15 protein-coding genes and 2 pseudogenes are annotated in these 22550 nt (G+C 64.9%); 11 read left to right on the forward strand and 6 right to left on the reverse strand.

What is annotated here, in order from left to right; genetic code table 11:
* Positions 1–14: 14 nt before the first annotated feature.
* The 3 genes from QRO03_RS06040 to QRO03_RS06050 are packed head-to-tail and all read left to right on the forward strand — an operon-like array spanning position 15 to position 1458.
* Positions 15–611: a LysM peptidoglycan-binding domain-containing protein gene (locus QRO03_RS06040; protein WP_285136619.1), complete on the forward strand. Its 597-nt coding sequence runs from the start codon at positions 15–17 to the stop codon at positions 609–611.
* 59 nt (positions 612–670) lie between these two features.
* A complete protein-coding gene (locus QRO03_RS06045) occupies positions 671–1114 on the forward strand; it encodes a helix-turn-helix domain-containing protein (RefSeq protein ID WP_285136620.1) in 444 nt (147 codons plus the stop codon).
* Complete coding sequence (locus QRO03_RS06050; RefSeq protein WP_285136621.1) at positions 1111–1458, forward strand: HepT-like ribonuclease domain-containing protein; 348 nt, start codon at positions 1111–1113, stop codon at positions 1456–1458. The genes QRO03_RS06045 and QRO03_RS06050 overlap by 4 nt, the downstream gene beginning before the upstream one ends.
* Before the next feature lie 25 nt (positions 1459–1483).
* Here the strand turns inward: QRO03_RS06050 and QRO03_RS06055 are convergent, their stop codons facing one another.
* A complete protein-coding gene (locus QRO03_RS06055; RefSeq protein ID WP_285136622.1) occupies positions 1484–2872 on the reverse strand; it encodes an FAD-binding oxidoreductase in 1389 nt (462 codons plus the stop codon).
* A gap of 258 nt (positions 2873–3130) precedes the next feature.
* Between QRO03_RS06055 and QRO03_RS06060 the strand changes: the two genes are divergently transcribed.
* Both QRO03_RS06060 and QRO03_RS16380 read left to right on the forward strand, forming a co-directional pair.
* Positions 3131–4207, forward strand: coding sequence for an alkene reductase (locus QRO03_RS06060; protein ID WP_285136623.1), 1077 nt, complete (start codon positions 3131–3133; stop codon positions 4205–4207).
* Positions 4208–4510: 303 nt separating this feature from the next.
* A complete protein-coding gene (locus tag QRO03_RS16380) occupies positions 4511–4669 on the forward strand; it encodes a hypothetical protein (RefSeq protein ID WP_350224121.1) in 159 nt (52 codons plus the stop codon).
* A 143-nt stretch (positions 4670–4812) separates the two neighbouring features.
* On the opposite strand, the gene QRO03_RS06070 is transcribed toward QRO03_RS16380, so the two are convergent.
* The 3 genes and pseudogenes from QRO03_RS06070 to QRO03_RS06080 form a co-directional block, all read right to left on the reverse strand.
* Positions 4813–6162: a hypothetical protein gene (locus QRO03_RS06070; RefSeq protein ID WP_285136624.1), complete on the reverse strand. Its 1350-nt coding sequence runs from the start codon at positions 6160–6162 to the stop codon at positions 4813–4815.
* A gap of 276 nt (positions 6163–6438) precedes the next feature.
* A complete protein-coding gene (locus QRO03_RS06075; protein ID WP_285136625.1) occupies positions 6439–7362 on the reverse strand; it encodes an HNH endonuclease in 924 nt (307 codons plus the stop codon).
* 288 nt (positions 7363–7650) lie between these two features.
* Positions 7651–8157: pseudogene (locus tag QRO03_RS06080) on the reverse strand (helix-turn-helix transcriptional regulator); the annotation flags it as partial.
* A gap of 326 nt (positions 8158–8483) precedes the next feature.
* On the opposite strand from QRO03_RS06080, the gene QRO03_RS06085 reads away from it, so the two are divergent.
* Entirely contained in the window at positions 8484–8651 is a 168-nt protein-coding gene (locus QRO03_RS06085; RefSeq protein WP_350224122.1) for a VOC family protein, read from the forward strand.
* 278 nt (positions 8652–8929) lie between these two features.
* On the opposite strand, the gene QRO03_RS06090 is transcribed toward QRO03_RS06085, so the two are convergent.
* A complete protein-coding gene (locus tag QRO03_RS06090) occupies positions 8930–9340 on the reverse strand; it encodes a very short patch repair endonuclease (RefSeq protein WP_285136626.1) in 411 nt (136 codons plus the stop codon).
* 84 nt (positions 9341–9424) lie between these two features.
* On the opposite strand from QRO03_RS06090, the gene QRO03_RS06095 reads away from it, so the two are divergent.
* The 5 genes from QRO03_RS06095 to QRO03_RS06115 are packed head-to-tail and all read left to right on the forward strand — an operon-like array spanning position 9425 to position 21866.
* Positions 9425–14194 (forward strand): sacsin N-terminal ATP-binding-like domain-containing protein, encoded by a 4770-nt coding sequence (locus tag QRO03_RS06095; RefSeq protein WP_285136627.1) that lies wholly within the window; start codon positions 9425–9427, stop codon positions 14192–14194.
* Positions 14191–15711, forward strand: coding sequence for a nuclease-related domain-containing DEAD/DEAH box helicase (locus QRO03_RS06100; RefSeq protein ID WP_285136628.1), 1521 nt, complete (start codon positions 14191–14193; stop codon positions 15709–15711). The genes QRO03_RS06095 and QRO03_RS06100 overlap by 4 nt, the downstream gene beginning before the upstream one ends.
* Complete coding sequence (locus QRO03_RS06105) at positions 15708–18893, forward strand: helicase-related protein (protein ID WP_285136639.1); 3186 nt, start codon at positions 15708–15710, stop codon at positions 18891–18893. Before QRO03_RS06100 ends, QRO03_RS06105 begins: the two co-directional genes overlap by 4 nt.
* Complete coding sequence (drmB, locus tag QRO03_RS06110) at positions 18874–20715, forward strand: MrfA Zn-binding domain-containing protein (protein ID WP_285136640.1); 1842 nt, start codon at positions 18874–18876, stop codon at positions 20713–20715. Before QRO03_RS06105 ends, drmB begins: the two co-directional genes overlap by 20 nt.
* A 53-nt stretch (positions 20716–20768) precedes the next feature.
* Positions 20769–21866 (forward strand): DNA cytosine methyltransferase, encoded by a 1098-nt coding sequence (locus QRO03_RS06115; protein ID WP_285136641.1) that lies wholly within the window; start codon positions 20769–20771, stop codon positions 21864–21866.
* Between the two features lie 151 nt (positions 21867–22017).
* Here QRO03_RS06115 and QRO03_RS06120 read toward each other — a convergent pair.
* A pseudogene (locus tag QRO03_RS06120) lies at positions 22018–22550 on the reverse strand (DnaB-like helicase C-terminal domain-containing protein); the annotation flags it as partial.

Genomic DNA, 22550 nt, shown 5'->3' on the forward strand with positions numbered 1-22550 from the left:
GCGAGGGTGGACGAATGGAACGCGCCACAAAGATCGCCTTCGCCGCCGCCGCGGTCGTCGTCGCGGGCCTGGTCGCCCTGGCGGTCCCCGCCTTCTCCGGCTTCGCCTCAGCCGAGCCCGAGGCGCCAGCCGAGGCGGTCGGCGCAGCGGCCGCCGTTGCCCCGGCGGAACCGGCGGCAGCCCCCGAACTACCCGACTGGGCGAAGAACTCGGGGCCGTGGATCATCTATCCCGAGGGCTTCACATGTCAGGGCACCGAGGGCTGCCCGAACGACTACCGGTCGCTGATCGGCGAGCCCGGCGACGTGCTCCCCGCCAACGTGGAGTACTACGACCCGGCGAAGCACGACTACGACCCCGCCAACCCGGGCACGTTCTCGGTGTTCCCGAGGGCCGACGCCGGCGCCGACCGCGGGCCCTTCGACGGAGCGAACGGATTCGCCGTCGTCACGGGCGGCAAAGTCGTGTCGTACGTCGTCGCGCACGGCGACACCCTCACGGGCATCAGCAAGCGCTTCTCCGTCGAGGCGAGCGCGCTGACCCGCGACGACGAGCCCGTCATCCCCGGCGAGACGCAGATCAACCCGGGCGACGTGCTCGTTCTCCCCTGACGGGCGAGCGACGCCGTCTGGATATATCACCCCCGATAACCCCCTCGTACACTGGTCTTGTGGACATCCGAGCGGGCCGGGAGGCGGCGGGCATGAGCCAGGCCGAGCTCGCCCGCGCCGCGCGGGTGCCGCAGCCCAATATCTCCGCATACGAGAACGGTCGGCGCCAGCCCAGCGCCGAGGTCCTCGGCCGCATCCGGCGTGCCCTGGTGGGCACCCTGAACGAGCAGCTATTCCGACACCGCGACGAGATCCACCGGATCGTCGCCGAGCACCACGCCACGGCCCCGCGCGTCTTCGGGTCGATAGCGCGCGGTGAGGAGACCACGACGTCCGACGTCGATCTGCTCGTCGACTTCACCCCCGAGGCCGGCCTCCTCGATGAGATCGGCCTGCGCCTCGCTCTCGCCGACCTGCTCCACGTCGAGGTCGATGTCGTGGCATCCGACACTCTGCGTGGCGAGTTCCGTGAGCGAGTGCTGCGCGAAGCCGTCGCACTGTGACCGCCGACCTTCAGAAGACGCAGGATGCCGCGATGCGGGTCGTCGCGGTCTGCGAGGTGATCGCGCAGATCGTCGCGCAGGGCCAGGAACGCTTCCTCGATGACGTGCAGGCGCAGTGGGCGGCGGAGATGGGACTGATCCGGATCGGCGAGGCCGTCGCGAAGATCCCCGCGCCCGTTCGCGAGCGCTTCGATGGCCAGCCGTGGCGGCAGATCATCGGTATTCGGAACTTCGCCGCCCATCAATACGACGACCTCGACCCGCATCGGGTCTGGCGGACCCTCACTCGAGACGTACCGCGGCTCCGCGACTACCTCGTGGCCGTCGTGCTGCCCGCCCTCTAAACCGCGCGACCGCCCTCGTGGCTGTTCAGCCGCCCGCCGGCACAACCGGGTTCGCCGCCGCGAACACGTTGCGCGGATCCCACTCCGCCTTCATCGCCCGCAGCCGGTCGAGCGACGCCCCGAATGCCGGCGCGCGGTCCGATCCTCCGTCGAGGAACGTGAGCACGAGCGCCTCGCCCGCCCACGGCGCGAAACGCTCGATGAAGGTGTCGGCCGCGGCCCGCGCCGCCGGCACCACCTCGGGCACGGGAGGCACCGCGATCGCGTGCACGACGTAATCGCCCGCGATCGCCGACACCGCGCCACCCGTCGGCACCGGACGCGACGCGGCTCCGCCCACATGTCGCACCTCGGAGACGAAGAGGGCCGGGTCTTCGGATGCCGCGACGAACGCCGCGACGGCCTCGTCGCTCAGCGACCCGAGGATGCAATGGCGGGTCACCGCCGGCGTCGGCTGCGGCGGATCCATGTGCACGTGCACGAGTCCGGCCGCGGGGATGCGTCCGAACGTGTCCATCTCGGGTGCGAGGTCGCGCAGGGGCTGCAGCAGTTCGTCGGCTCGCGCGTCGGTCTCGAGCACGGCTCCGTCGATCACGACGAGCGAGCGCCCCGAGAGGAACGGCGGCAGTTCGGGCAGCGGCGGCAGGTGCAGCACGCGCAGGGTCGACGTGACGGATTCGGGGGCGGATGCCGTCCACTCGGCCCACGCGCGAGCCACCTCCGGCGTGTGGCTGGCGTCCCACAGCAGCATCCCGGCGAACACATCGGCATAGGGCAGCAGGTCGATCTCTAGTGACACGACGACCCCGAACGATCCCGACCCTCCGCGGACGGCCCAGAACAGGTCGGCGTTCTCGTCGGCGCTCGCCCGCACGAGCGACCCGTCGGCCGTGACGATCTCGACGGACCGCACGGCGTTGATGCCGAGCCCGTGGGCGCGGGCGAAGAATGAGACGCCACCGTTCAGCGAGTACCCGACGACCGACACGTCACCCGCGCTTCCGTGCAGGGCAGTGAACCCGTGCGGGGCGGTGGCATCCAGGACGTCGTTCCAGTGCGACCCGCCGAGCACGGTCGCGGTGAGGGTCGCGCGATGCACGGTGACCCCGCGCAACGCACCGAGCCGCACGAGGACCACATCGCTGAGGTCGGTCTCGCAGAGCCCGGGAGCCGCGTGCCCGGTGGACTGCGCCGCGACGCGCAGGCCGGTGGCGGTCGCCGCACGGACGATCGCGACGACATCTTCGGCCGACTGCGGGGTGGCGACGGCGAACGGTCGCTGGTCGGCGGTGGGGTTCCAGGGCGCGCGCACGACGTCGTACTCGGGTTCGTGGGCGAAGACGACGCGTGAACCGAGCGCTTCGCGCAGCGCCGTGGCGCGATCGTCGAGGGACGTTTCGGAGATGGATGCCATCGGAAGACCGCTCTTTCGGGGTGGGTAACGGTGCGACCCTGCTCATCATCCTCGCCGGCATCGTTCCTGGCCAGAGGCAGTTTTCCGCCTCGCGGCCGGGGCCGTTCGCGGGGCCCGCAACCGTCCCTTCGGGCCCCTATGGAGTCCGCCCTTCCGCACCGTCAAGCCACCCGATCGCGCCAGGTCACCCCGATGGAATAGGCAACCGCCGCCCCTCGTTGGGTTGGCGTGGCCCCCGTTCCCCACGAAAGGACTCCCGTGAGCCTGTTCAGCCCCACCACCGTCGGCGATGTCGACGTTCGCAACCGCGTGTCGCTCGCCCCGATGACCCGCCTCCGCGCCGACGCCCACGGCGTTCCCGGACCCATCGTCGCGAAGTACTACGCGCAGCGCGCGGGCATCGGCCTGCTGGTGACCGAGGGCGTGTTCCCGAGCGCCGAGTCGCGTGCGTACCCGGGCCAGCCCGGCATCGTCACCGACGCGCAGGAAGCCGGCTGGGCGAAGGTCGCCGATGCCGTGCACGCCGAGGGCGGCACCGTCTTCATGCAGCTCATGAACGGCGGACGCGTCACGCACCCCGACATCACCGGTACCGACCGCATCGTCGCCCCCTCGGCGATCGCGATCGACGGCGAGACCCGCCTGGCCGACGGCACCAAGGTCGCCTACGCCACCCCCCACGCCCTCGAGACCGCCGAGCTCGCCACCGTCCGCGACGAATTCGTCGCCGCCGCCCGCAAGGCTGTGGATGCCGGCTTCGACGGCGTCGAGCTGCACGGCGCCAACGGCTACCTGCTGCACGAGTTCCTCTCCCCGGCCTCCAACCAGCGCACCGACGCCTACGGCGGATCGCCCGAGGCCCGCGCCCGCTTCGTCATCGAGGTCGCCGAAGCCGTCGTCGCCGAGATCGGCGCCGGCCGCGTCGGCATCCGGATTTCCCCCGCCCACAACATCCAGGACGTCTGGGAGCAGGATGCCGCGGAAACCCGCGCCACGTACGAGGCGCTCATCGCGGGGCTCGCGCCGCTCGGTCTGGCCTACCTGAGCGTGCTGCACGCCGACCCCGCCGGCGAGCTGATCCAGGACCTTCGCCGCGCCTTCGGCGGGACGTTCATCGTCAACACGGGCTTCTCGAGCGTCACCACCCGCGACGAGGCCGTGTCGGCGGTCGACGAGGGCATCGCCGACCTGGTCGCCGTCGGTCGCCCCGCCATCGCCAACCCCGACCTCGTCACCCGTTGGGAGCAGGGCGCCGACGAGAACGAGGTGGAGCAGGCCACCGTCTACGGAGGCGGCGAGCGAGGGTACACGGACTACCCGTTCTTTCAGGGCTAATCTTTGGATGCCCCGGGCCTCGCGCGATTCGTACGCGCGGGGCCCTTTTCTATGCGACGGGCGGTAGCGCTGGATCATCACGCCCGAGCGGATCGCGCGCTGCTCGACGGTTCGAGATGGATCTGATCCCGGATGCCATCGAGCAGCCGTGATCCTCGCCCTGCGACGACCGGAGCACGACGAACATGTACTCATCGATGAGTCCGTGCGCCGCAAGCCGCGGGGAGCTCCACGCCACCCAGCGCGATGCCCCGCCCCGGCTGTCCTTTGAATCGCCGAACGGCGTCGACGACGTCGCCCCGGATGAGTTCGGCGTTCCAGTCGACTGCGTCGAGGGTTCCGGATGCCACGACCTTCCGCATCGGATCCATCACCTCCGAGAACGCGACCTCACTGTCGTCCATCCAGTCGGGCCACTCCCCCGACTCCGGCCGCCGCTACGCGCCCTCCATCAACTCGTAGGTGACGGCGCCCGTAGAGCAGCGTGTCTGAGAGTCGCAGCTCGTCGGTCCAGAACGCCATTGACTCGGCATCCGGCGGCAGTCCCGCCTCGTGGTGGACGCACCCGTCGAGGGTGGCGTTGATGGCGTAACGCAGGGGCTGCGTCACGGTGCCGTGTCGGTCGTGCCGGGCTGCTCCCCCGGCTCGATGGTCTTCTGGCCGGCGGACGGGCCTCCCTCTGTGTGGGAGGGAGCATCGTCGTCCCGCTGCAGTTGCTTCGCCAGCCGCTCTGCGAGCCTCCCCGCCGTAGACCGGGCGTTGTCAAGGACGTCGTTACCGAAGCGGCCTACGGCTTGCGCGCCGTCCGCGCCCGCTTCGAAGACGTCGTCGCGAACGTCCACTGCTGCAGCTACCCAGCTGCGCGCTTGCACCGACGTCTCGTCTTCCTTGAGACCCAGCCGCGTGTGAAACTCCCCGACACCCTCAGCGATCTCGTTGCGAGCCTGGACGACCGCTCCTGCCGAGAACGGATTCAGCAGGACTTTCGCGTTCGCGCGCTCTGCGCCCGCGTCCATCCGCGACAGCAATGACTGGGACGTCTGCAAGATGACCTCGCGCCGTCGGTTGCGCGCGGTTTGAAGTGCCAGGCGGTGGTCGTCGATCGATTCCGGGCTCGCGGCGAGCACGCGGTCGAGTTCGAGTACGCCGAGCGCTTCTTGCAGCTGAAAGCACCTCGCGATCACACTCAGCCATTCAGTTACCGACGACTTCGCGTCTTTCGTCAGATGCGCGAGATCGCCGATCTTCGCCGTACGTTCGACCCTCTCGGCAATAGCGTCGAGTTGCCGGAGCGAGTAGGCCTGCGTGCGCGCGATCGTCGCTGCCTCGCCTTGGATCTTCGACCAGGTGACCTCGGAAACGTGTCCAACCGTATCCCGCACGACAAGAGCCTCGTCGATCAACATTTCGACGCCGATCATCTCGGAAAGGATCGCGTCCTTCTGCGCGCGAAGCACGTCGTCGACTTTCGCGTCGATCGTGGCGAGGTACTCGGTGATCTCGTCCATCATCTGCTGCATGGCGTACTGGGCCATGAGACCCCCAACGCCCGCCAAGATTGCGGGGTTGGTGAGAAGGGCGCCCGGTTTGGCGAGCAGTGACCCTGGCTTCGTGACGAACTGCAGATTCTTCACGAAGCGGCCTTGGTCCCCGCGGGTCGTGGCGTGCCACAACTTCGTCGTCGAGTTCTGCACGGCGGGCAGCAACTGCGCTGCGCGCGCCGACTCTTCGCTGAGCTTCATCCAGCGCCCTGCGTTCGCAGAAACCTGTGAGGCGCTGTTCAAAACGGCGCCGCCCACCGCTGCGGCCGACGTCAACTTGCTCACGTCGAACGCTTTCGATGGCAGACCGGCGGATGCCACGAACTTCGCCACCTGTTCCGGATCCCCCACGAAGATGAGACCTTCGCCGTCACCGATGACCTCGATCTCGCCGAATTCTTCGTCGTTGTTCATGTGTCGAACTCCGTCTTCGTCATGCAACCTGTGACTGTCAACGCTCGCGAGACGTCTCGCGGTCGGAGCAGCATCCCACAGCCACCCCCTGTTTCTATCAAAGCGCTCTGCACGATGCTGAGTTCTTGGTCATGCCGCCTAGACAAGGCTGGGCAATCGGGTAGCCCAGCTGCGGCGGGCCGCAGCCAATTACGCGGCGGCCGCCACGCCGCGGCCCGTTGTCTCTAAATGGCAACCCCGCTGCGCGCTTTCCTCACTCGAAGCGGACATTGTCAGTCAGGCAATGACTTTCGCGCCCTTCGAGCGATTGCACCGCCAGCAGAGCGTCTGCAGATTCTCGGGCACGCTGAGGCCTCCTCTCGATACCGGCATAATGTGGTCGACCTCTAGGAGTAGGTGAGGCTCGGCTGCAACCGACACGCCGCACTGACGGCACGCGTAGTTGTCGCGCACCTTGATCGCGGATCGCAGCCGGCCGGTCATCAATGCGCGTTGGCCGGCAGCAGACTTCGCCCAGCGGATTTTATCGACGAGTGTCTCGGCAAGGGCATCGAGAGTGGGCGAGTTGAGCTGGATGTTCGTTTCCTGTCCCGTGTTGCCTCCGGCAGACGTGTACTGAAACTTGTACCGCGGGTAAGGCACCTGGATGGGCGAGAGGTGTACGCCAACTGCGTTCCAGAACTCGTTCGCGTAGTGCTTCATGATGAACTTTGGTGGATGGATCATGGCAGCGATCTCCGCCTCCCGCCCCTGGACATTTACGACAGCCTCCTCGAGACGCGCGACGTCGTTCCCTACGCGCTGCACGTCGGCGAGCGTCGCCTGATCTGCTTTAACCCCGAAATACTTCATGAGGTACTTGATCGGTTCCTGGCTCGCGCTCCGGACCACCTGCAGCGAGGCATTATGCACGTGCGGTGCGTATTCCGCTACGTTCCGGTCGCGCCGGTTGTTCCAAGCCGAAGTGTTTTGAAAGGTGGCGAGATGGGCATGCTGCCCGGTTGACGACGCTCCCAGCTCGAAGGAGCCCTTCGAGCGGATTTCGGCGACGTAATCCACAACCTCGTTGTGCTCGGCGATCACCGACGCAGCCTGCTGCCTGAGCCCCTGGAACTCCTCCGAGTTGAAGTAACGGTTCTTCCGAACGACGCGAATGATGGGGTTTGCCGCAAGGACGATGGCGAGCGTGATGACGAGCACCCAGCCGTTTCCTGTAGCCCCGCCGAGGAGAATAGGAAGCGCTACAAGTAGGGCGATGAAGAGCGGTTTTGGCATTGATGGTCCCCCCAGAGGAATGATTGACGTCAACCTCACGATCCTGTCAGACCCCTCGGACATTCAACTTGGGGGGCGTCAACTGATGGACAGGCCGACGAGTACGATGTCAGCACCGGAGGTCGGGGCGCGCCGTCCCCGCCAAGGGTCAGCCGCCTTTCAACACTCACCGCGGCGACGGCGAAAAGGTGGACGAGAACGCGCACGTGCGGCCTAACCGTTCTGCGACCTGAAGCTCCCCGCCGCAGCCAACCCCACCGCCAGTGTTGCGAACGCCTCCGCCAACTCGTGCGGTTCCACGACCTCCATCGGGACCTCAAACCGCCCGAACGACGCGGCGAGCGCGCTCCGCGACCACGACCCCACCTCCAGCGTGCAGCGGTCGCCGTCCACAGCCGTGACGATGCCGTCTCCGGCGAAGGGCAGCACGTTGCGAGAGGGCGTGTGCAACAGCGCCGTCCCGCGGCTGAACCACTCGTTCACATGCGACCCCTTGAACCGCGCCGAGACGAACGCGTCGACGTCACCGCCGGGCACGACCCGCGGCACGAACGGCGCCCCGTGCGGAACGCGCGGACGCACCCGGTCCGCCGAGTACAGCCGCCAGTCCTGTCGATCGAGGTCCCACCCGAGCAGGCACCACCGACTGCTCGACGTCACGAGGTGGTGCGGTTCAGCGCGACGGGCGGGCCCGGGCTCAGCGGTGTCCCCTTCGCGCGGGAGGTAGTCGAACGCACCGTCACCCGATCACGCACGGCCTGCGGGAGAGTCAGCAACACGTCGAGCGGAACGATCAGCGCTGGCGGCTCGCCCGCGCCTGACTGTTGTCACCTCGACCGCATGGAGCCGATGCCGCAGCCGCAACGGCAGCACCTGACGCATCGTCGCGAGCGCGCGCACCGCCGCCTCGCCGACCCCGGCGCCAAGCGCTGGTACGGCCCGTAACGCAATCGTGCCCGCGATCGACTGATGGTCGTCGAAGAGCAGCGGGGGCATGTCGGTGCCCGCCTCGAGGCGGTAACCGCGATCCGGAGCAGGCGGTGTTCGTGTCGATCACCGCGCTCACACTCGACGAGCTGCAGAGCTACTGGGACGCCCTGGCGGTGGATGCCCCGATCGTCGCGCCCCTGGCGGCATCGGCGTGGAGCGCCGGGTTCGGGATGCTGACCGACCGGTTCGGCGCGACGTGGAGCGCGTCGGTCACCGCGGAGTGACGCGGGCGGTCCCGTGTGCAGCCTGGTTCGATATCGGCGCCGCACCTTCGACTTCACTTTCGTCAGCCGCTGGCGCATGATTACACTCGACACGGTCCAAGAAATGGCCAGAGAAAGATTCTTCCGGGTTATTCAGAGGTTCTTACGCGTTATAGGTCAATGCATCAAAGCTGTTTTGAAGGGCGTTGCCCACCGTTGGCTCCTACGTGCATCGCTTAGTAGGATTCATGCGTCTCATATCCGTCGACGCTTGAAACCATTTGTCCTCGCGGCGGAGGCTAGAACGTCTCTAGCCGTACCTGCCGAGCTATGGACTGCGCGACTGCCACCGCTTCCTCATGTTCCCAGAATCGCATCACCGTCCAGCCAGCGGCGCGGAGTTGGACATCGGTCTCCTGGTCTCGCTCGATGTTGCGTCGCAGCTTGGGCACCCAGTATGAGGCGTGGCTCTTGGGGATCGTCGCGTGAAGGGGGCATCCATGCCAGAAGCAACCATCGATGAATACTGCGGTGCGGCGCCGCGTGAAGACGATGTCGGCTCGTCGCCGTCCGCCGAGCGGAGGGAAGTCGACGCGGTATCGAAGCCCCATCGAGTGGAGGGTCCGGCGCACGGCGAGTTCAGGGGCTGTGTCCCGTCTGCGGTTGGCGACCATCGACCGCCGGGATCCTTCGCTGCTTGCCCAGGACATAGGCGTAACGGTAGCCGCGCTCTCGAAGAAAGTCCGTGGACCACACTACTTTGGGTTGTATAGACCGAGTGATGGGGACTGGGGATGTCGAAGACGACTGAGGCGTGGAAGCCCGATGCCGCGCTGGTGAACGAGATGGAATCGCAATTTGCGAGTGCGATCGCGGCTTACTCGGCGAAGCCGACGCTGATCACCGAGCACGCGAATCACGAGGAGTCGATCCGCACCGGCGGCTACTCGAGTCGCACGCTTCTCGAACTTGTGCAGAACGCAGCTGACGCTATGGCCGGCAGCGCGTCGGACGCAGGACTCGGCCGTGTCGAGATCGTGCTGGATCCCGACTCGCGCGTGCTGTATTGCGCGAACTCGGGACGCCCCTTCTCCAAGAGCGGCATGGTAGCAATCACCCACGCCCATCTCAGCGGAAAGCGTGGTGATGAGATCGGCCGATTCGGGCTGGGGTTCAAGTCTGTTCTGGCGGTGAGCAGCTCCCCGCAAGTGCTGAGTCGATCGGTATCGTTCGAATTCAACTCCGCTCAGGCCCAGGCGGCGATCAAGGGCGTGGGATCCGCCGATCGTCGACTGCCCGCGCTCCGCACCGCGACTCTGCTCGACGCGGATCGAATGTTCGCCAGCGACCCGATCGCCGGCGAGCTCGCTGAGTGGGCCACCACTATCGTCCGCTTGCCGGGTGTCGCGGATGCGGCACGGATTCGCCGAGAGATGGAAACGTTCTCGTCTGAATTTCTACTGTTCGTGAGCGCCGTACGGGAAGTCAGGCTCACAGTTCTGGGTGATCGCGGCTTCGCAACCAGCCACATTTCAAAGGATCTGGGCGATGGTCGGTTCAAGATCGAGCGACCAAATGGTTCAGGTGACGAGTGGCTCGTCAGTGAGCGGATGCACTCGCCCACACCTGCGGCGAGGCGTGAGGTCGGCGAGGCTGTGTCACGAAGCGAGATCAAGGTCAGCATCGCGGTGCCGGTCAAACCTCGCCGAGCAAATCCGGAGGCGGGGGACGCCGGTACTCAGGTCGGGCAGTTTTGGAGCTACTTCCCCCTGCAGGACCGGACGTCGGCCACCGCGTTCTTCAACGCGCCATGGAGCGTGAACGATGATCGGACGACGTTGTTGCGGAACGGGTACAACCGGGAGATTCTCGCCACCCTCGCCGACATGTTCGTTGATCTGCTCCCCAGGGTCAGCAGCCCCCAGGACCCCGCTGCCCACCTTGACTACCTGCCTGCTCGTGGTCGGGAGGCGATCTACTTCGGTGACGAAGTGCTCTGTGCACTCGTGCCGCCGCTGGCTGTCACGGCGGCCCTCCTCCCGGATGGCAGGGGTGTGATCAGGACCCCCGAGGAGCTGAGGCCGCTGGATCTGCTGTGCGAATGGAAGATTCCTGAGGTCGCACACGAAGCGTGGGTTGCCTCCCCGAACACCGCTGATGATGTGCCCCACTGGCGATGTTACGGCTCGAGTCAGCGCGTGGCGCGACTGAGGCAACTGTTCGCGGTGAGCGTGGATCCAGATCGTTTCGACGAGGACAGCCGCGATATGAAGCGCGCTCTCGAGCTCGTACCCAAGCGGGGTATCCAGTCGTGGCTCCGAGAGTGGGCCGAGGGAGATGACGTCGAGTCCGCGGCCAACGCGCTCAAGGTGGTCATGGGGAACCGCGGATCCGATGAAGCTGAGAAGGCTCGCGTGCTCCCGACCACGGACGGCCCGCGCGCGCTTGGGGATCGTTCACTCGTGTTCCTCTCGAAGGCGGACGACCTCGAGATCGAAGGTGCTGTCTTCGTCGATCCAGAGTTCCTCGCCTACCCGGACATGGAGCGGGTGCTTCGTTCAGCGGGGTTCCGTGATCTGGATCCCATCGCCATCCTCCAAGCGCGTCTGGCGAAACTCTCGACGGATCCGGGACCGGAGCAGCAAGAGAAATTCTGGGATGCGGCGCTGAGCGTGAGCACTCGCGACGCCGCGGCGGCATTGCGCGCGACACCCACCGCGCAGGTGCTGGTGCCCACTCGAGATGGAGCCTGGCATTGGCCGCAGCAGGTCCTCGACCTGGACGGCGAGCTGCCCGGGGCAGACGGTGGGGTACTGCTGGATCGACAGCGATGCGTCCCGGCACTTGCCCACGAGATCGGTGTCGTGGACTCGCCGCAACGAGAGTACGACTTTGAAGATGAGTCCTACGGGGATGACTACCGCGATTGGGTCATCGAGGAGTTGAACAGCCGCCTGACTCCCGGCGAACGCCCGGTCGAACGAATATCGCTCTACCCGAGCAGCGGCGGTTCCCCCGGTCCATTCTCCGTCCTGCTGACACTGCATGAGGCGGAGGCGGGAAACCAGATTCGCGAGACGTGGACGCGAGGCCTTCTCGAGTACGGCGATGCCCCGTGGGATTGCGAAGACACCGCCACGGGCGTTTCGTACCGGGTGAAGTCGCCGATTCGGTGGGCGGCCGAACGGGCTGGACTGCTTCGGACGTCCCGCGGCTTTCAACCGATCACCCACGCGGTCGCACCGTCGCTCGTCGAATATCGGGAACTATTGCCACTGTATGACGGACCGCGGAGCATCGTCGACACCCTGCAACTGCCGCAGGAGATATCGCGCATCTCCCCCGAAGTACTCCGAGAGGCATTGGCGACCGAGTTGCTTCCGCCACAGCTCACGGACTCCATACTCGTCCGGTTCATCCTTGAAGCCACGCCGTTCGCGTATCCGGACGGTCACCCCCCGCGCATACCCGCGCGCGTTGGACGTGTGGTGGAAGCGCGCACGACCGGAACCGTCTACATCGCGGTGGACGAGGAGCAGCGCGATTACCTTGCCCAACACCAGCGGCCCTATCTTTGCGCATCCGAGGCTGATGCCGAACTCCTGGTGGACCTGGTCGGATGCAAACGGTTCGAGGACTCCTTCGCGTTCTCGATGAGGATCGACGGCCAGCAAGACGCTGAACGGCTGCTTGACGTCTTCACCGGGCTCCGGGGCTGGCCGAGCAAAGAGGACCTCGGAAGTGCGACGTTCTCGCGCGCCGAATCCATAGCAAAGTGGGTCACTACCGAAGATGGCGTCGAAACCCAGTCGCTGGACGCTTATCGCGACGGCGTCAACTTCGTCGTTGCGACGAGGCTCAGCGAGCGGGAGTCGCTTCGACTCCTTAGCGAAGCCTTCGACCTGGGACTCAACAACGCAGAAGTCGAGCGCGTTCTCGAGGTTGGACTTGCGCAGCACCTCGAGCTGATCAGGCAGGAGGCAGTTTCGGCGACGACGAGCGCTGAGCGACTTGAGGTCTATTTCGGTTCAGACGATCTGAGAGAAAAGCTCCCAAAGGGGCTCTGGCAGGGTTTGGAAGCGCAGGGCCTCGTGTCCAAGTCCACGTCGGTGGCCGAGCTCGTCCTCTCTGTTTACGGGAAGGACGCCGTCAGCGAACTGGCCGATCTCTTCCGGCGAGAGGGGTTCCCCGATGTTCCGACCCAGTGGGCGGGTGGTGCAGCGACGATCACTTGGCTGCGAAAGATGGGGTTCGGGCCGGAATTCGCCGGGCAGCGGACGGTCCGCCAGGCCGCTGAATTCATCGTGCCCGGTGCCACCGTGCTCCCGAACCTCCATGACTATCAGGCCCGGATCAGTGCAGAACTACGGTCCACGCTGCTCGAGATTGATGACGCCGGTCGTCGAGCCAAGGCGATGGTCGAACTGCCTACTGGGGCTGGCAAGACGCGCGTCGCGACACAGACACTCCTTCAGCTATTCATCGACGGCGAGCTCAAAGGCCCCGTCCTGTGGATTGCGCAGTCGCAGGAGCTCTGCGAGCAGGCGGTCCAGACATTCAGCGAGGTGTGGCGTGGGCTCTGTACGGAGCAGCAGGTTGACATCCCTCTGACGCTTGGGCGCTTGTGGGAGGGGAATGACGTCCAGGAGCCCGACACAGCGCACAGCGTTATCGTCGCAACTGACGCCAAGCTCGAAGTCCTCCTGGACCGAGCCGAGTACGAATGGCTAAGTAAGCCCGCCGTCGTCGTGATCGATGAAGGCCACGTTGCCGGCACATCCACACGGTACACACGCCTCCTCTCATGGCTGGGTGTGGACGGCCGCCGATTCGAACGTCCACTGATCGGCCTATCTGCCACGCCGTTCAAGGGGACATCGGTTCAGGCCACGGACCAGCTCGCTGCCCGCTTCGGCAGGCGAAAGCTAGCAGCCTTCGAGGAGAATCCCTACCAGGAGCTTGTGGCGCGCGGCGTTCTGGCGCGCGTGAAGCATGCCGTGCTGAGAGGTGCGGTCGTCCGACTCTCCGATGACGAGGCGCGCGAGGCGAAGCGGACAAATCGTGTCAGCGGTCAGGTTCTTGACCGAGTCGCGGCAGACCACGCACGCATGAGCATCCTGGTCGACAGCATCATGAATCTCGAACCCGAGCATGCGCGATCAGTCCTGGTGTTCACACCCAATGTCCTCTCGGCGCAGGTTCTTGCGGCCACACTCCGGTATCGCGGCGTCGAAGCCGCTTCGGTGAGCGGTCAAACCGGTCGACAGGAACGACGCGACGTCATCCAGAAGTTCAAGGACGGAGAGGTTCAAGTGCTCGCCAACTGCGATTTGCTTACACAGGGCTTCGACGCTCCAGGTGTGACTTCGCTCTACATCGCCCGCCCGACGTTCAGTCCTAATGCCTACATTCAGATGGCGGGACGAGGGCTTCGAGGCCGCGAGAACGGCGGAAAGGACGTGTGCCTCATCGTCGACATGGAAGACAACTTCGGCAGTACCGACGTCAATAATCTGCTCGGCTTCCGCGAGTACGAAGAGCTGTGGCAGGAGCAGCGGTCATGATTCTCAGCCCCGACCTGCAGAGCATCGAACAATACGTGCAGAGCGACGCCGAGCGACGGGTCGCGAGACTGCTTGCGGCGATCCAAAAACCGGATGCGGTGGGATTCCACTCGATGCAGCTCCGCAGTCATCCCTCGAAGCAGACGTCCGAAGGAGACTTCATCGTTCTGTGGAAGGGAGCGATCATCGTCGTCGAGGTCAAGGGCGGCGGTGTCATGAAGCATGACGGGGCCTGGTACACCAGGAATCGCCATGGCGACTGGAACAAGCTCAAAGAACCACCTATGACGCAAGCGCGCACCGCCATGCGCGCATTGCTCAACATACTCAGGGAGGACGGCGCCGGCTGGGTTCTCGCTGACGCCATTGTGATCACTCCCGATATCGACGGCCCACCGGCGTCGCCTGAATGGAAGACCACGCACTGGCTGACCAAGGACGACATGACAGCGGCGCGACTCACTTCAGCGCTTGACGCTGTCGCCACGACCATCCCGCCCGCCCCTCCTACTGCGCGATCCGCAGGCTTCGAAGATCTAAGGACGCGACTCTTCGGCGAATTCTCGAGACTCCCAGTCATCGACGCGCAACGCGGAGCCGTCATCGACGAGCAGAACCTCGCAACGGCAGACCAAGCCCGCGTGCTTGCAGGCCTAGCGAAGAACCAAAGGATCATGGTCCTCGGTGGCGCGGGCACGGGCAAGTCGGTCGTGCTCGCAGAAGCGGCGAAACAGGAAGCAGCGCAGGGTCGGTCGGTGCTGGTCACATTCCGATCACCTGGACTTCGTGCCTTCTTCGCCCCGCTGCTTGATGGGAGACGTGTCGAGATTGCCGAGTTTTCCGCGTTGCGAGACGCGCAGAAGTACGACGTCGTACTCGTCGACGAGGCCCAGGATCTGATGTACATGGAGGCGATGGACGTCCTGGATGGCGTGATCGAGGGAGGTAGGAGCCGCGGGCGGTGGCGGATGTTCCTTGACCCGAACAACCAAGCCCATGTCGACGGCCGCTTCGATCCGGAAGTCTTCGAACTGGTGCAATCCGATGCTGCTGAGTACGACCTGACCAAGAACGTGCGCAACACGCGTGCAATCGTGCACATGGTCCAGGAGTACCTCGCGGCCGATGTCGGAGATCCAGGCATCGTCAATGGTGAGGCGATCAATTGGGAGAAGGTGGTTCAACGAGGATCACGAGATCAGGCGATCCGTCTCGCCAAGTCGTTCAAGCGGGACGGGATTCGCGCCGCTGACGTCTGGGTGATCCCTGCACATTGCGACGCGTCATTGGACGAGTTCGTCGACGGCATCCGCGTGCTGAGCCCTCGAAACGCAAAAGGCTTGGAAGCCGAGCATGTCATCGTCTGCGACCTTCCCGAGGACTACACACCCGAGGCGCTCTCGAACCTGTACGTGGCCGTCACGCGGGCGCGTGTGTCCCTGCGCATCGCGCTGACGGATGCTGACCGCAAACGTCTGCAGAGACTCGTGCGTTTGTCCGCGGAGGCGCAGCGGTGACACTCACGGACGCCCAAACGCGCGCGCTGAATCATCTCCGAGCTGCGTACGTCGGACCAGAACACGGCGATGACGAAGTGCTCCTCAATCGTCCCTCACTGCAGTACGCCGTCGGCATGCTGTTTCCCGCGGGCGATGACCTTCCGGCCCAGGGCAGCATTGCGGCCGGTGAAGCTGATCCCGACCAACTCGTGATGGCAGACGTCGACGAAGGCGACGTCGAAGAGGACGATGCGGCTGCACCCCTGGCCGAGGACTGGCGGCCCTCATCTGCCGCTATCTCCTTTGTCACGAACGGCCAGACCGTGCATTGCGACTTCTCCACAGCAACGTACGTCCCCATCGAGGACGGTGGACTACCGAGGTGGCAACGCGTCGGCCATCGGTTCAGCGGGATCGCTTTTACGCAAGGGGCGGCACAGGTACGCCAGCTGGAAGCCGGCGATGTTCCATTCGAGATCGGAACGCGCTGGCGGCGCTGCGGACCGAATTGGCTCGTGACGCTTCACGTCCGCTTGCGCACAAGAACCACAGGTGACGACCGGACCGACATACCCCTGATGCTCTTCCAGGTCGATCTCCAAGGTCGACCCGCCGACGGCGCGCGCATCCTGGAATACGACGTGTCGCGCGCGATTGACACCGACCCCGAATCCGCGGAGCTTCGACTCCGGTACCGGAGCCACCAGACCTTTGCGGTCGGCCACGGAATGGCCGCAGGCTGGGACACAGACGCCGACGGGAGATGCGAGGGCGTCCGTCTCGACCCGGTCCCGCACTTCGTTGTGCCTGCAATCGCTCAGGCGGCGGGCGACCAACTCGGCGAAGCTGCTCGCCCGGCGCTCGACCTGGACTTCCTTGCGTCCATCGATTCTGAACCAGCACCCGTGATAGACGCACTCGGAGAATTTGTCGACGCCTTCTCGCGCTGGGTCCAGCAGCAACAACGTGAGGCAGCCATCCTTGGCCGCGACGCGGAATCGATCGCCCGGCGCGCGGATACCTCGGCTAAGCGCATGCGCGAAGGGGTAGACCTTCTTGCACAGCCCGGTGCGGTCGCGCTCCGGCGCTCGTTCGCGCTCTCGATGTCCGCTATGCGACTCCAGATGGCCAAGGCTGCGCTGGGACGCGGAGAGTTCGATTCGGTCCCAGAATGGCGCCCCTTCCAGCTTGGATTCTTACTCGTCGCTTTAGCGTCGACGGTCAAGGAGAAACACCCCGATCGATCACTTGTCGATTTGATCTGGTTCCCCACGGGCGGAGGTAAGACGGAGGCGTACCTCGCACTCGCCGCCATCGTGATCTACCTACGCCGCATAGAGCACGGCCCGGAGGGTGGGGGCACCGCAGTAGTAACCCGATACACGCTGCGACTGCTGACCTCGCAGCAGTTTCAACGGGCAGCCTCTCTGATCTGCGCCATGGAGATCCTCCGCGACCGCGACGCGAGAGCGAAGGGCATGGCCCGCTTCTCGATCGGCCTGTGGGTCGGGCGGGACGCGACGCCTCAAACCCGCGCGGACGCGAGATACGCCCTTGAACGGCTGTACAAGGCGCAGCATCCTCAGGACGCGAATGAGTTTCAGATCACCGAATGTCCTTGGTGTTTGGCAGAGCTCGTACCGGGACGAAAGGACGACTCGCGAACGCGGTATGGGGCCCGCCGGGCAGGCAATGACGTGGTCTTTCGCTGTGTCGACGCTTCCTGCGATTTCTTCCACCGGGATCTGCCGATGAATGTGGTCGACGAAGTTCTTTACGACGAGCCGCCCACCTTCCTACTCGCGACCGTGGACAAGTTCGCGCGCTTGCAGTTCAAGGACACCGCTGGGCGCCTCCTCGGCATAGGCACGCCATTCCGCCAGCCCTCCTTGATCATCCAAGACGAGCTCCACCTGCTGTCGGGCCCGCTGGGAACGACGGTCGCGGTGTTTGACGCTGTTCTGCAGGTGCTCTTGAGCCGAAACGGAACCGACCCGAAGATCGTCGCATCAACCGCGACGATCCGAGCATCGGACGACCAGGTGAGAGGCCTTTACGGGCGCCCGGTAGCGCTCTACCCGCCAGCAGGAATCGAAGGCGACCGCACATTCTTTGCCAGTCCGGTCGCCACCGGCAAGGGTCGTCTGTACGCGGGAATAATGCCCCAGAGCGTGTCTCAAGCTACCGCATTGGTCGCCGCCGCCGCACCAATGCTTGAACTGCCCCAGGTGGTGCTTGGAGCCGACGGGATCGACGAACGCGTCGATCCCTACTGGACCTTCGTGGCCTACCACAATAGCCTCCGAGAGTTAGGGCGAACGAGTGCTCTTCTACTCGACGACGTCAACGGACGCCTCGAAACGCGCGCCGACAGGCTGGGGCTCGACCTCCGGGCGGTACGGGCGGATCATGTGCTCGAACTGACCAGTCGACGAGGCCCCGAAGAGTTGCCAAAGGACCTACGGCAATTGAGGGTGAACGCCGATGAATCCGCGGAAGCAGTTGACGCAGTGCTTTCATCCAACATGCTGTCCGTCGGCATCGACGTTCAGCGACTCGCTCTCATGCTCATGGTCGGCCAACCGAAGACCACCGCGGAGTACATTCAGGCCACAAGCCGCGTCGGACGAGGTAGTGTCAACGGCATCGTAGTGACCCTGTTCCGATCCAATCGCGCCCGTGACCGGTCCCACTTCGAGACCTTCCGCGGATTCCATGACGCGCTCTACCGAAGCGTCGAACCAACGAGCGTGACCCCCTGGTCGCTTTCATCTCGTGATCGATCGCTTGCCGGCGCGCTGATCGCGCTCATTCGACACAGCATCGCCTCACTAGGTCGCGACGACAGTGCAGGTGAGTTCGATCTATCCGACTCACGCCTACGCGCCACGGTCGAGGACCTGGTGGAGCGCTTCATGGTGCTCGTTCGGCAGTCGGATCCTGACGAGCAGCAGGCGGTGTCAGATCAAGTGTGGCAACTACTCCGCGAATGGGACCGCAAGGCATCGGAAGCGCGAGACGCTGGAGCTCCCTTACGGTACGAGCATCGGGAACCGGGTGACCGGGCTCTGGTCAAGCGATTCGGGCAAGAAGGCCCCGACTGGCTGGTCGGAGATTCGATGCGCTCGGTAGAGCCAAACGTCGCCGTCGAGGTCCAGGAACCGGAACAGGAGGTACGGCGTGCAGAACATCAAGCATGATCTCCGCCTATCAGAGACAGTTTCGCCATTCGGCGTCGGCGCGATCGTAGACATCCGAGGCGAGTCGCTCATCGCTCCTGATACATCCTGGTGGGAGAAGAAGACAGCCCCCGAGATCCACTGCGATCGACTGGTCGACCAGCTGCTGCAGGCCGGTCGTCCGCGGCCCGTTCTCCGGCAGGCCCCAGCTCACGCGGGACGTGCCGGACGCGAGACTTTTAGTCTCCCCTACTGGCGATTCCCGGCGTGGCGATTCTGTGAGCGGTGCTTGAAGCTTTCGAAGCTCACCGGGATTGTGAAGGGACGGTTCCGCAACAGATGTGACTGCGGAGGAGCGCTCGTGCCGATGCGCTATGTCACGGTTTGTAAGTCCAGGAGCCACGTGCAGGACGTGCCTTGGTTCAAGTGGGCGCACCGAGGCCACGACAAGGGAGTTACTGAGGAGGTACGCGTTTGTCGCGCGTACAAAGAACTCCGCTTCGTTCGATCCAGCACCAGCGGTGAAGGTCTCGCCTCTCTTCGTGTCGTCTGCGACGGCTGCGGTCGCTCGCGCCCTCTCTCGGAGCTCGTCGGTGAGGGTTCGCTCCAACGCGATGGAATCCGTTGCGAGGGGCGACAGCCCTGGCAGGCCGAGGAAGCCGGGCTCAAGGCCTGCGACGCAGATCTCGTAGCCGTCCAACGCGGCGCAACGGGAAACTATCTAGCGGAACGCGTCTCCGCGCTCGACATACCCGAGGATAAGACACGATCACAAGAGATCGCCGGCAGCGTCCGCGGTCATGATTACTTCCGACGTCTCGTCGACGACAACGGTGGCCCGAAATCCGAGACGATCGCGGGCTGGATCGCCGACGAGCTCGGCGTCTCGGCAGAAGATGTCCTATCGATCGCCCTCGCTGACGAGACCGAGACAGGGAGCGACAACGGCGCCAGCGTACTGAAGGACGGCGAATGGGCGGCGTTCGTCAAGAAGGTCGCAGCCGGTAAGGACAAGACGCTCGGCAACTTCGTCGTGGACGGCTGGTGCGGTGACTGCTTCGAAAACGCCCCCGCCGAGCTCGGCCGAGTCCTCGCGGGCGTGGGCCAGGTTCAACGGGTTCGCGAGGTGCGGGCACTGAAAGGGTTCCGCAGACACCGCGCAGACGCGGATTTCGTCTCGGCTGACCTCGGTCAAGACCCCAAGCAGCGCCCTGTGTATCCCGCGCTAGAGCTATTCGGTGAAGGAATCTTCCTGCAGTTCGACGAAGCGTCGATCGAGGCCTGGGAACGCCTGCCCGATGTGCAGGCCCGCGCCCAAATACTCAGAGGGCGCCGCGAACAGCTGGATTGGGCCCGCTCCCGTTTGGACGATCCCGAGCCACGATTCATCGCCCTGCACACCATCGCCCATCTCCTCATCCGCCGCCTGGCTTTCGCGAGCGGCTACTCCTCGGCGTCCTTGCAGGAGCGCATCTACGCCAGCTCCGATCGTCCCGATAGGACATCGGGGATACTCATCTACACCGCCGCGGGAGATGCGCAAGGAACTCTAGGGGGCCTGGTCAGGCTCGGCGCACCGCAGTTGCTCGTGCCGCTGCTCCTTTCGGCTCTCGATGACGCCGACATCTGCTCGAACGATCCTGTGTGCATCGAGAGCGATCGTCAGGGGTCGGCGCAGCTCAACCTTTCGGCCTGTCACGGTTGCGCTCTTATCAGCGAAACCTCTTGCGAATCCGGTAATCGACTACTGGACAGGCAACTCGTGCTCGGCGGAGGCGAAGTAACCGGTCTGCTCACTGGCGTACTTCCTGAAGTGCGGACACGACTAGGGGTCGACACGTGAGTGCCCCGGCGCGCCGGCCGGGTCGGACATCAAACGGTGTCTACAATGACCAGGTGACCCGCGAGATCAAAGTTCTGGACCTCTTCGCAGGCGCTGGCGGGCTTACTGCGGGACTTCACGCGGCCTCCGCGCGATTCAGGACGGTGGGCGCCGTCGAGATGGATCGTGCCGCAGCCGCGTCGTACGAGGCGACGTATGGCGAGAACATCGTCTACCCCGGCGACATCAAGAGCTGGCTAGCCGAGGAGAAGATTCCGCGGGCCGACCTCATCGTCGGGGGTCCCCCCTGCCAGGGATTCTCCAGCCTTGGAAAGCAGGCCGTCGAGGATGAGCGCAACTCCCTCTGGGAAGAGTATGCCCAGACCATTCGCCTAGCACGACCGAAGTACTTCGTCGTCGAGAACGTCGCCGAGTTCAAGAAATCTCCCCAGTTCCGCCAGTTCAAGGACGCGACATCTAAGGGCGGAATGCTCGCCGATTACGACTTCGAAGCAGAGGTGCTCAATGCCGCTGACTTCGGTGCAGCGCAGTCGCGCCGGCGCACCGTGATCGTTGGTTATCGTCGCGCGCTCGGGTTCCCGGGCTTCCCCGCGCCCACGCATTCGGTCGACCCGAACGTCGATGGTTTGAAGCCGTTCGTCACCGTGGAGGATGTGCTCGGTCGGTTGCCGCGTGTTCCAGACCGCGATGAGGTCTTCAACAGTCGTCGCGTCGAACTCCACGGCAGGCGCTACGCGGGGGCATTCGCGGTCCGGGACATGCATTGGAGCAGGAAATACACCGATCTATCGCTCAAGCGATTTGCTGTGATTCCGGCGGGAGGCAACCGCCGCAATTTAGAGCGCTACCCGGAGCTAATGGCACCGTGCTGGGTCAAGCACAAGACCGGGTCGGGCGATGTCATGGGCCGTCTTCACTGGGACCGTCCGTCGGTGACGATACGCACCGAGTTTTTCAAACCTGAGAAGGGGCGCTACATCCATCCTGAGGAGGATCGGGCGATCACGCACTACGAAGCCGCGCTGCTCCAAGGTTTCGGACCCGAGCACCGATTCGTAGGCTCGCGTACGGACATCGCGAGGCAGATCGGCAACGCCGTACCGATACCGCTTGGCGCCGCGATCGGCCGACTTCTAGCGGACGCCTTCTGAAACACGTCGCGCCGCGATGCGACCCATCGCCGTCTAGGTAGGAGCCGACCCACCGGAGCAATCGATAGCCATCCCTCCAGTGAGAGGGACTCGAACCCGCGAGTGCGGACAAGATCAGCTTGAGCGACAGCGCGCGCAGCCCCCGCATGAGCTACATCCCCGGCGCCATATCCGCGAACCGCGAATAGTGCCCCTGGAGCGCCACGGTGATCGTGTCGGTCGGACCGTTACGGTGCTTCGCCACGATCAGATCCGCCTCGCCCGCACGGGGGAGTCCTTTTCGTACGCGGCCTCGCGGTGCAGGAGCACCACCATGTCGGCATCCTGCTCGATCGAGCCCGACTCACGCAGGTCGGAGAGGGCCGGCTTCTTGTCGGCGCGCTGCTCGGCGCCACGGTTCAGCTGCGAGAGAGCGATCACGGGGACCTGCAGCTCTTTCGCCATCAGCTTCAGCGTGCGCGAGAACTCGCTGACCTCCTGCTGCCGCGACTCGACGCGCTTACCGCTGTTGAGCAGCTGCAGGTAGTCGATGATGACCATCTTCAGGCCCTCACGCTGCTTGCGGCGACGGCACTTCGCGCGGATCTCGACGAGCGTCATGTTGGGGCTGTCGTCAATGTAGAGGGGCGCGTCGTTGATGCGACCGCGGGTGGCGGCGACGGTGGTCCAGTCGCGGGAGTCCAG

It is taken from the genome of Microbacterium sp. lyk4-40-TSB-66 (assembly GCF_030209475.1).
GTDB lineage: Bacteria > Actinomycetota > Actinomycetes > Actinomycetales > Microbacteriaceae > Microbacterium.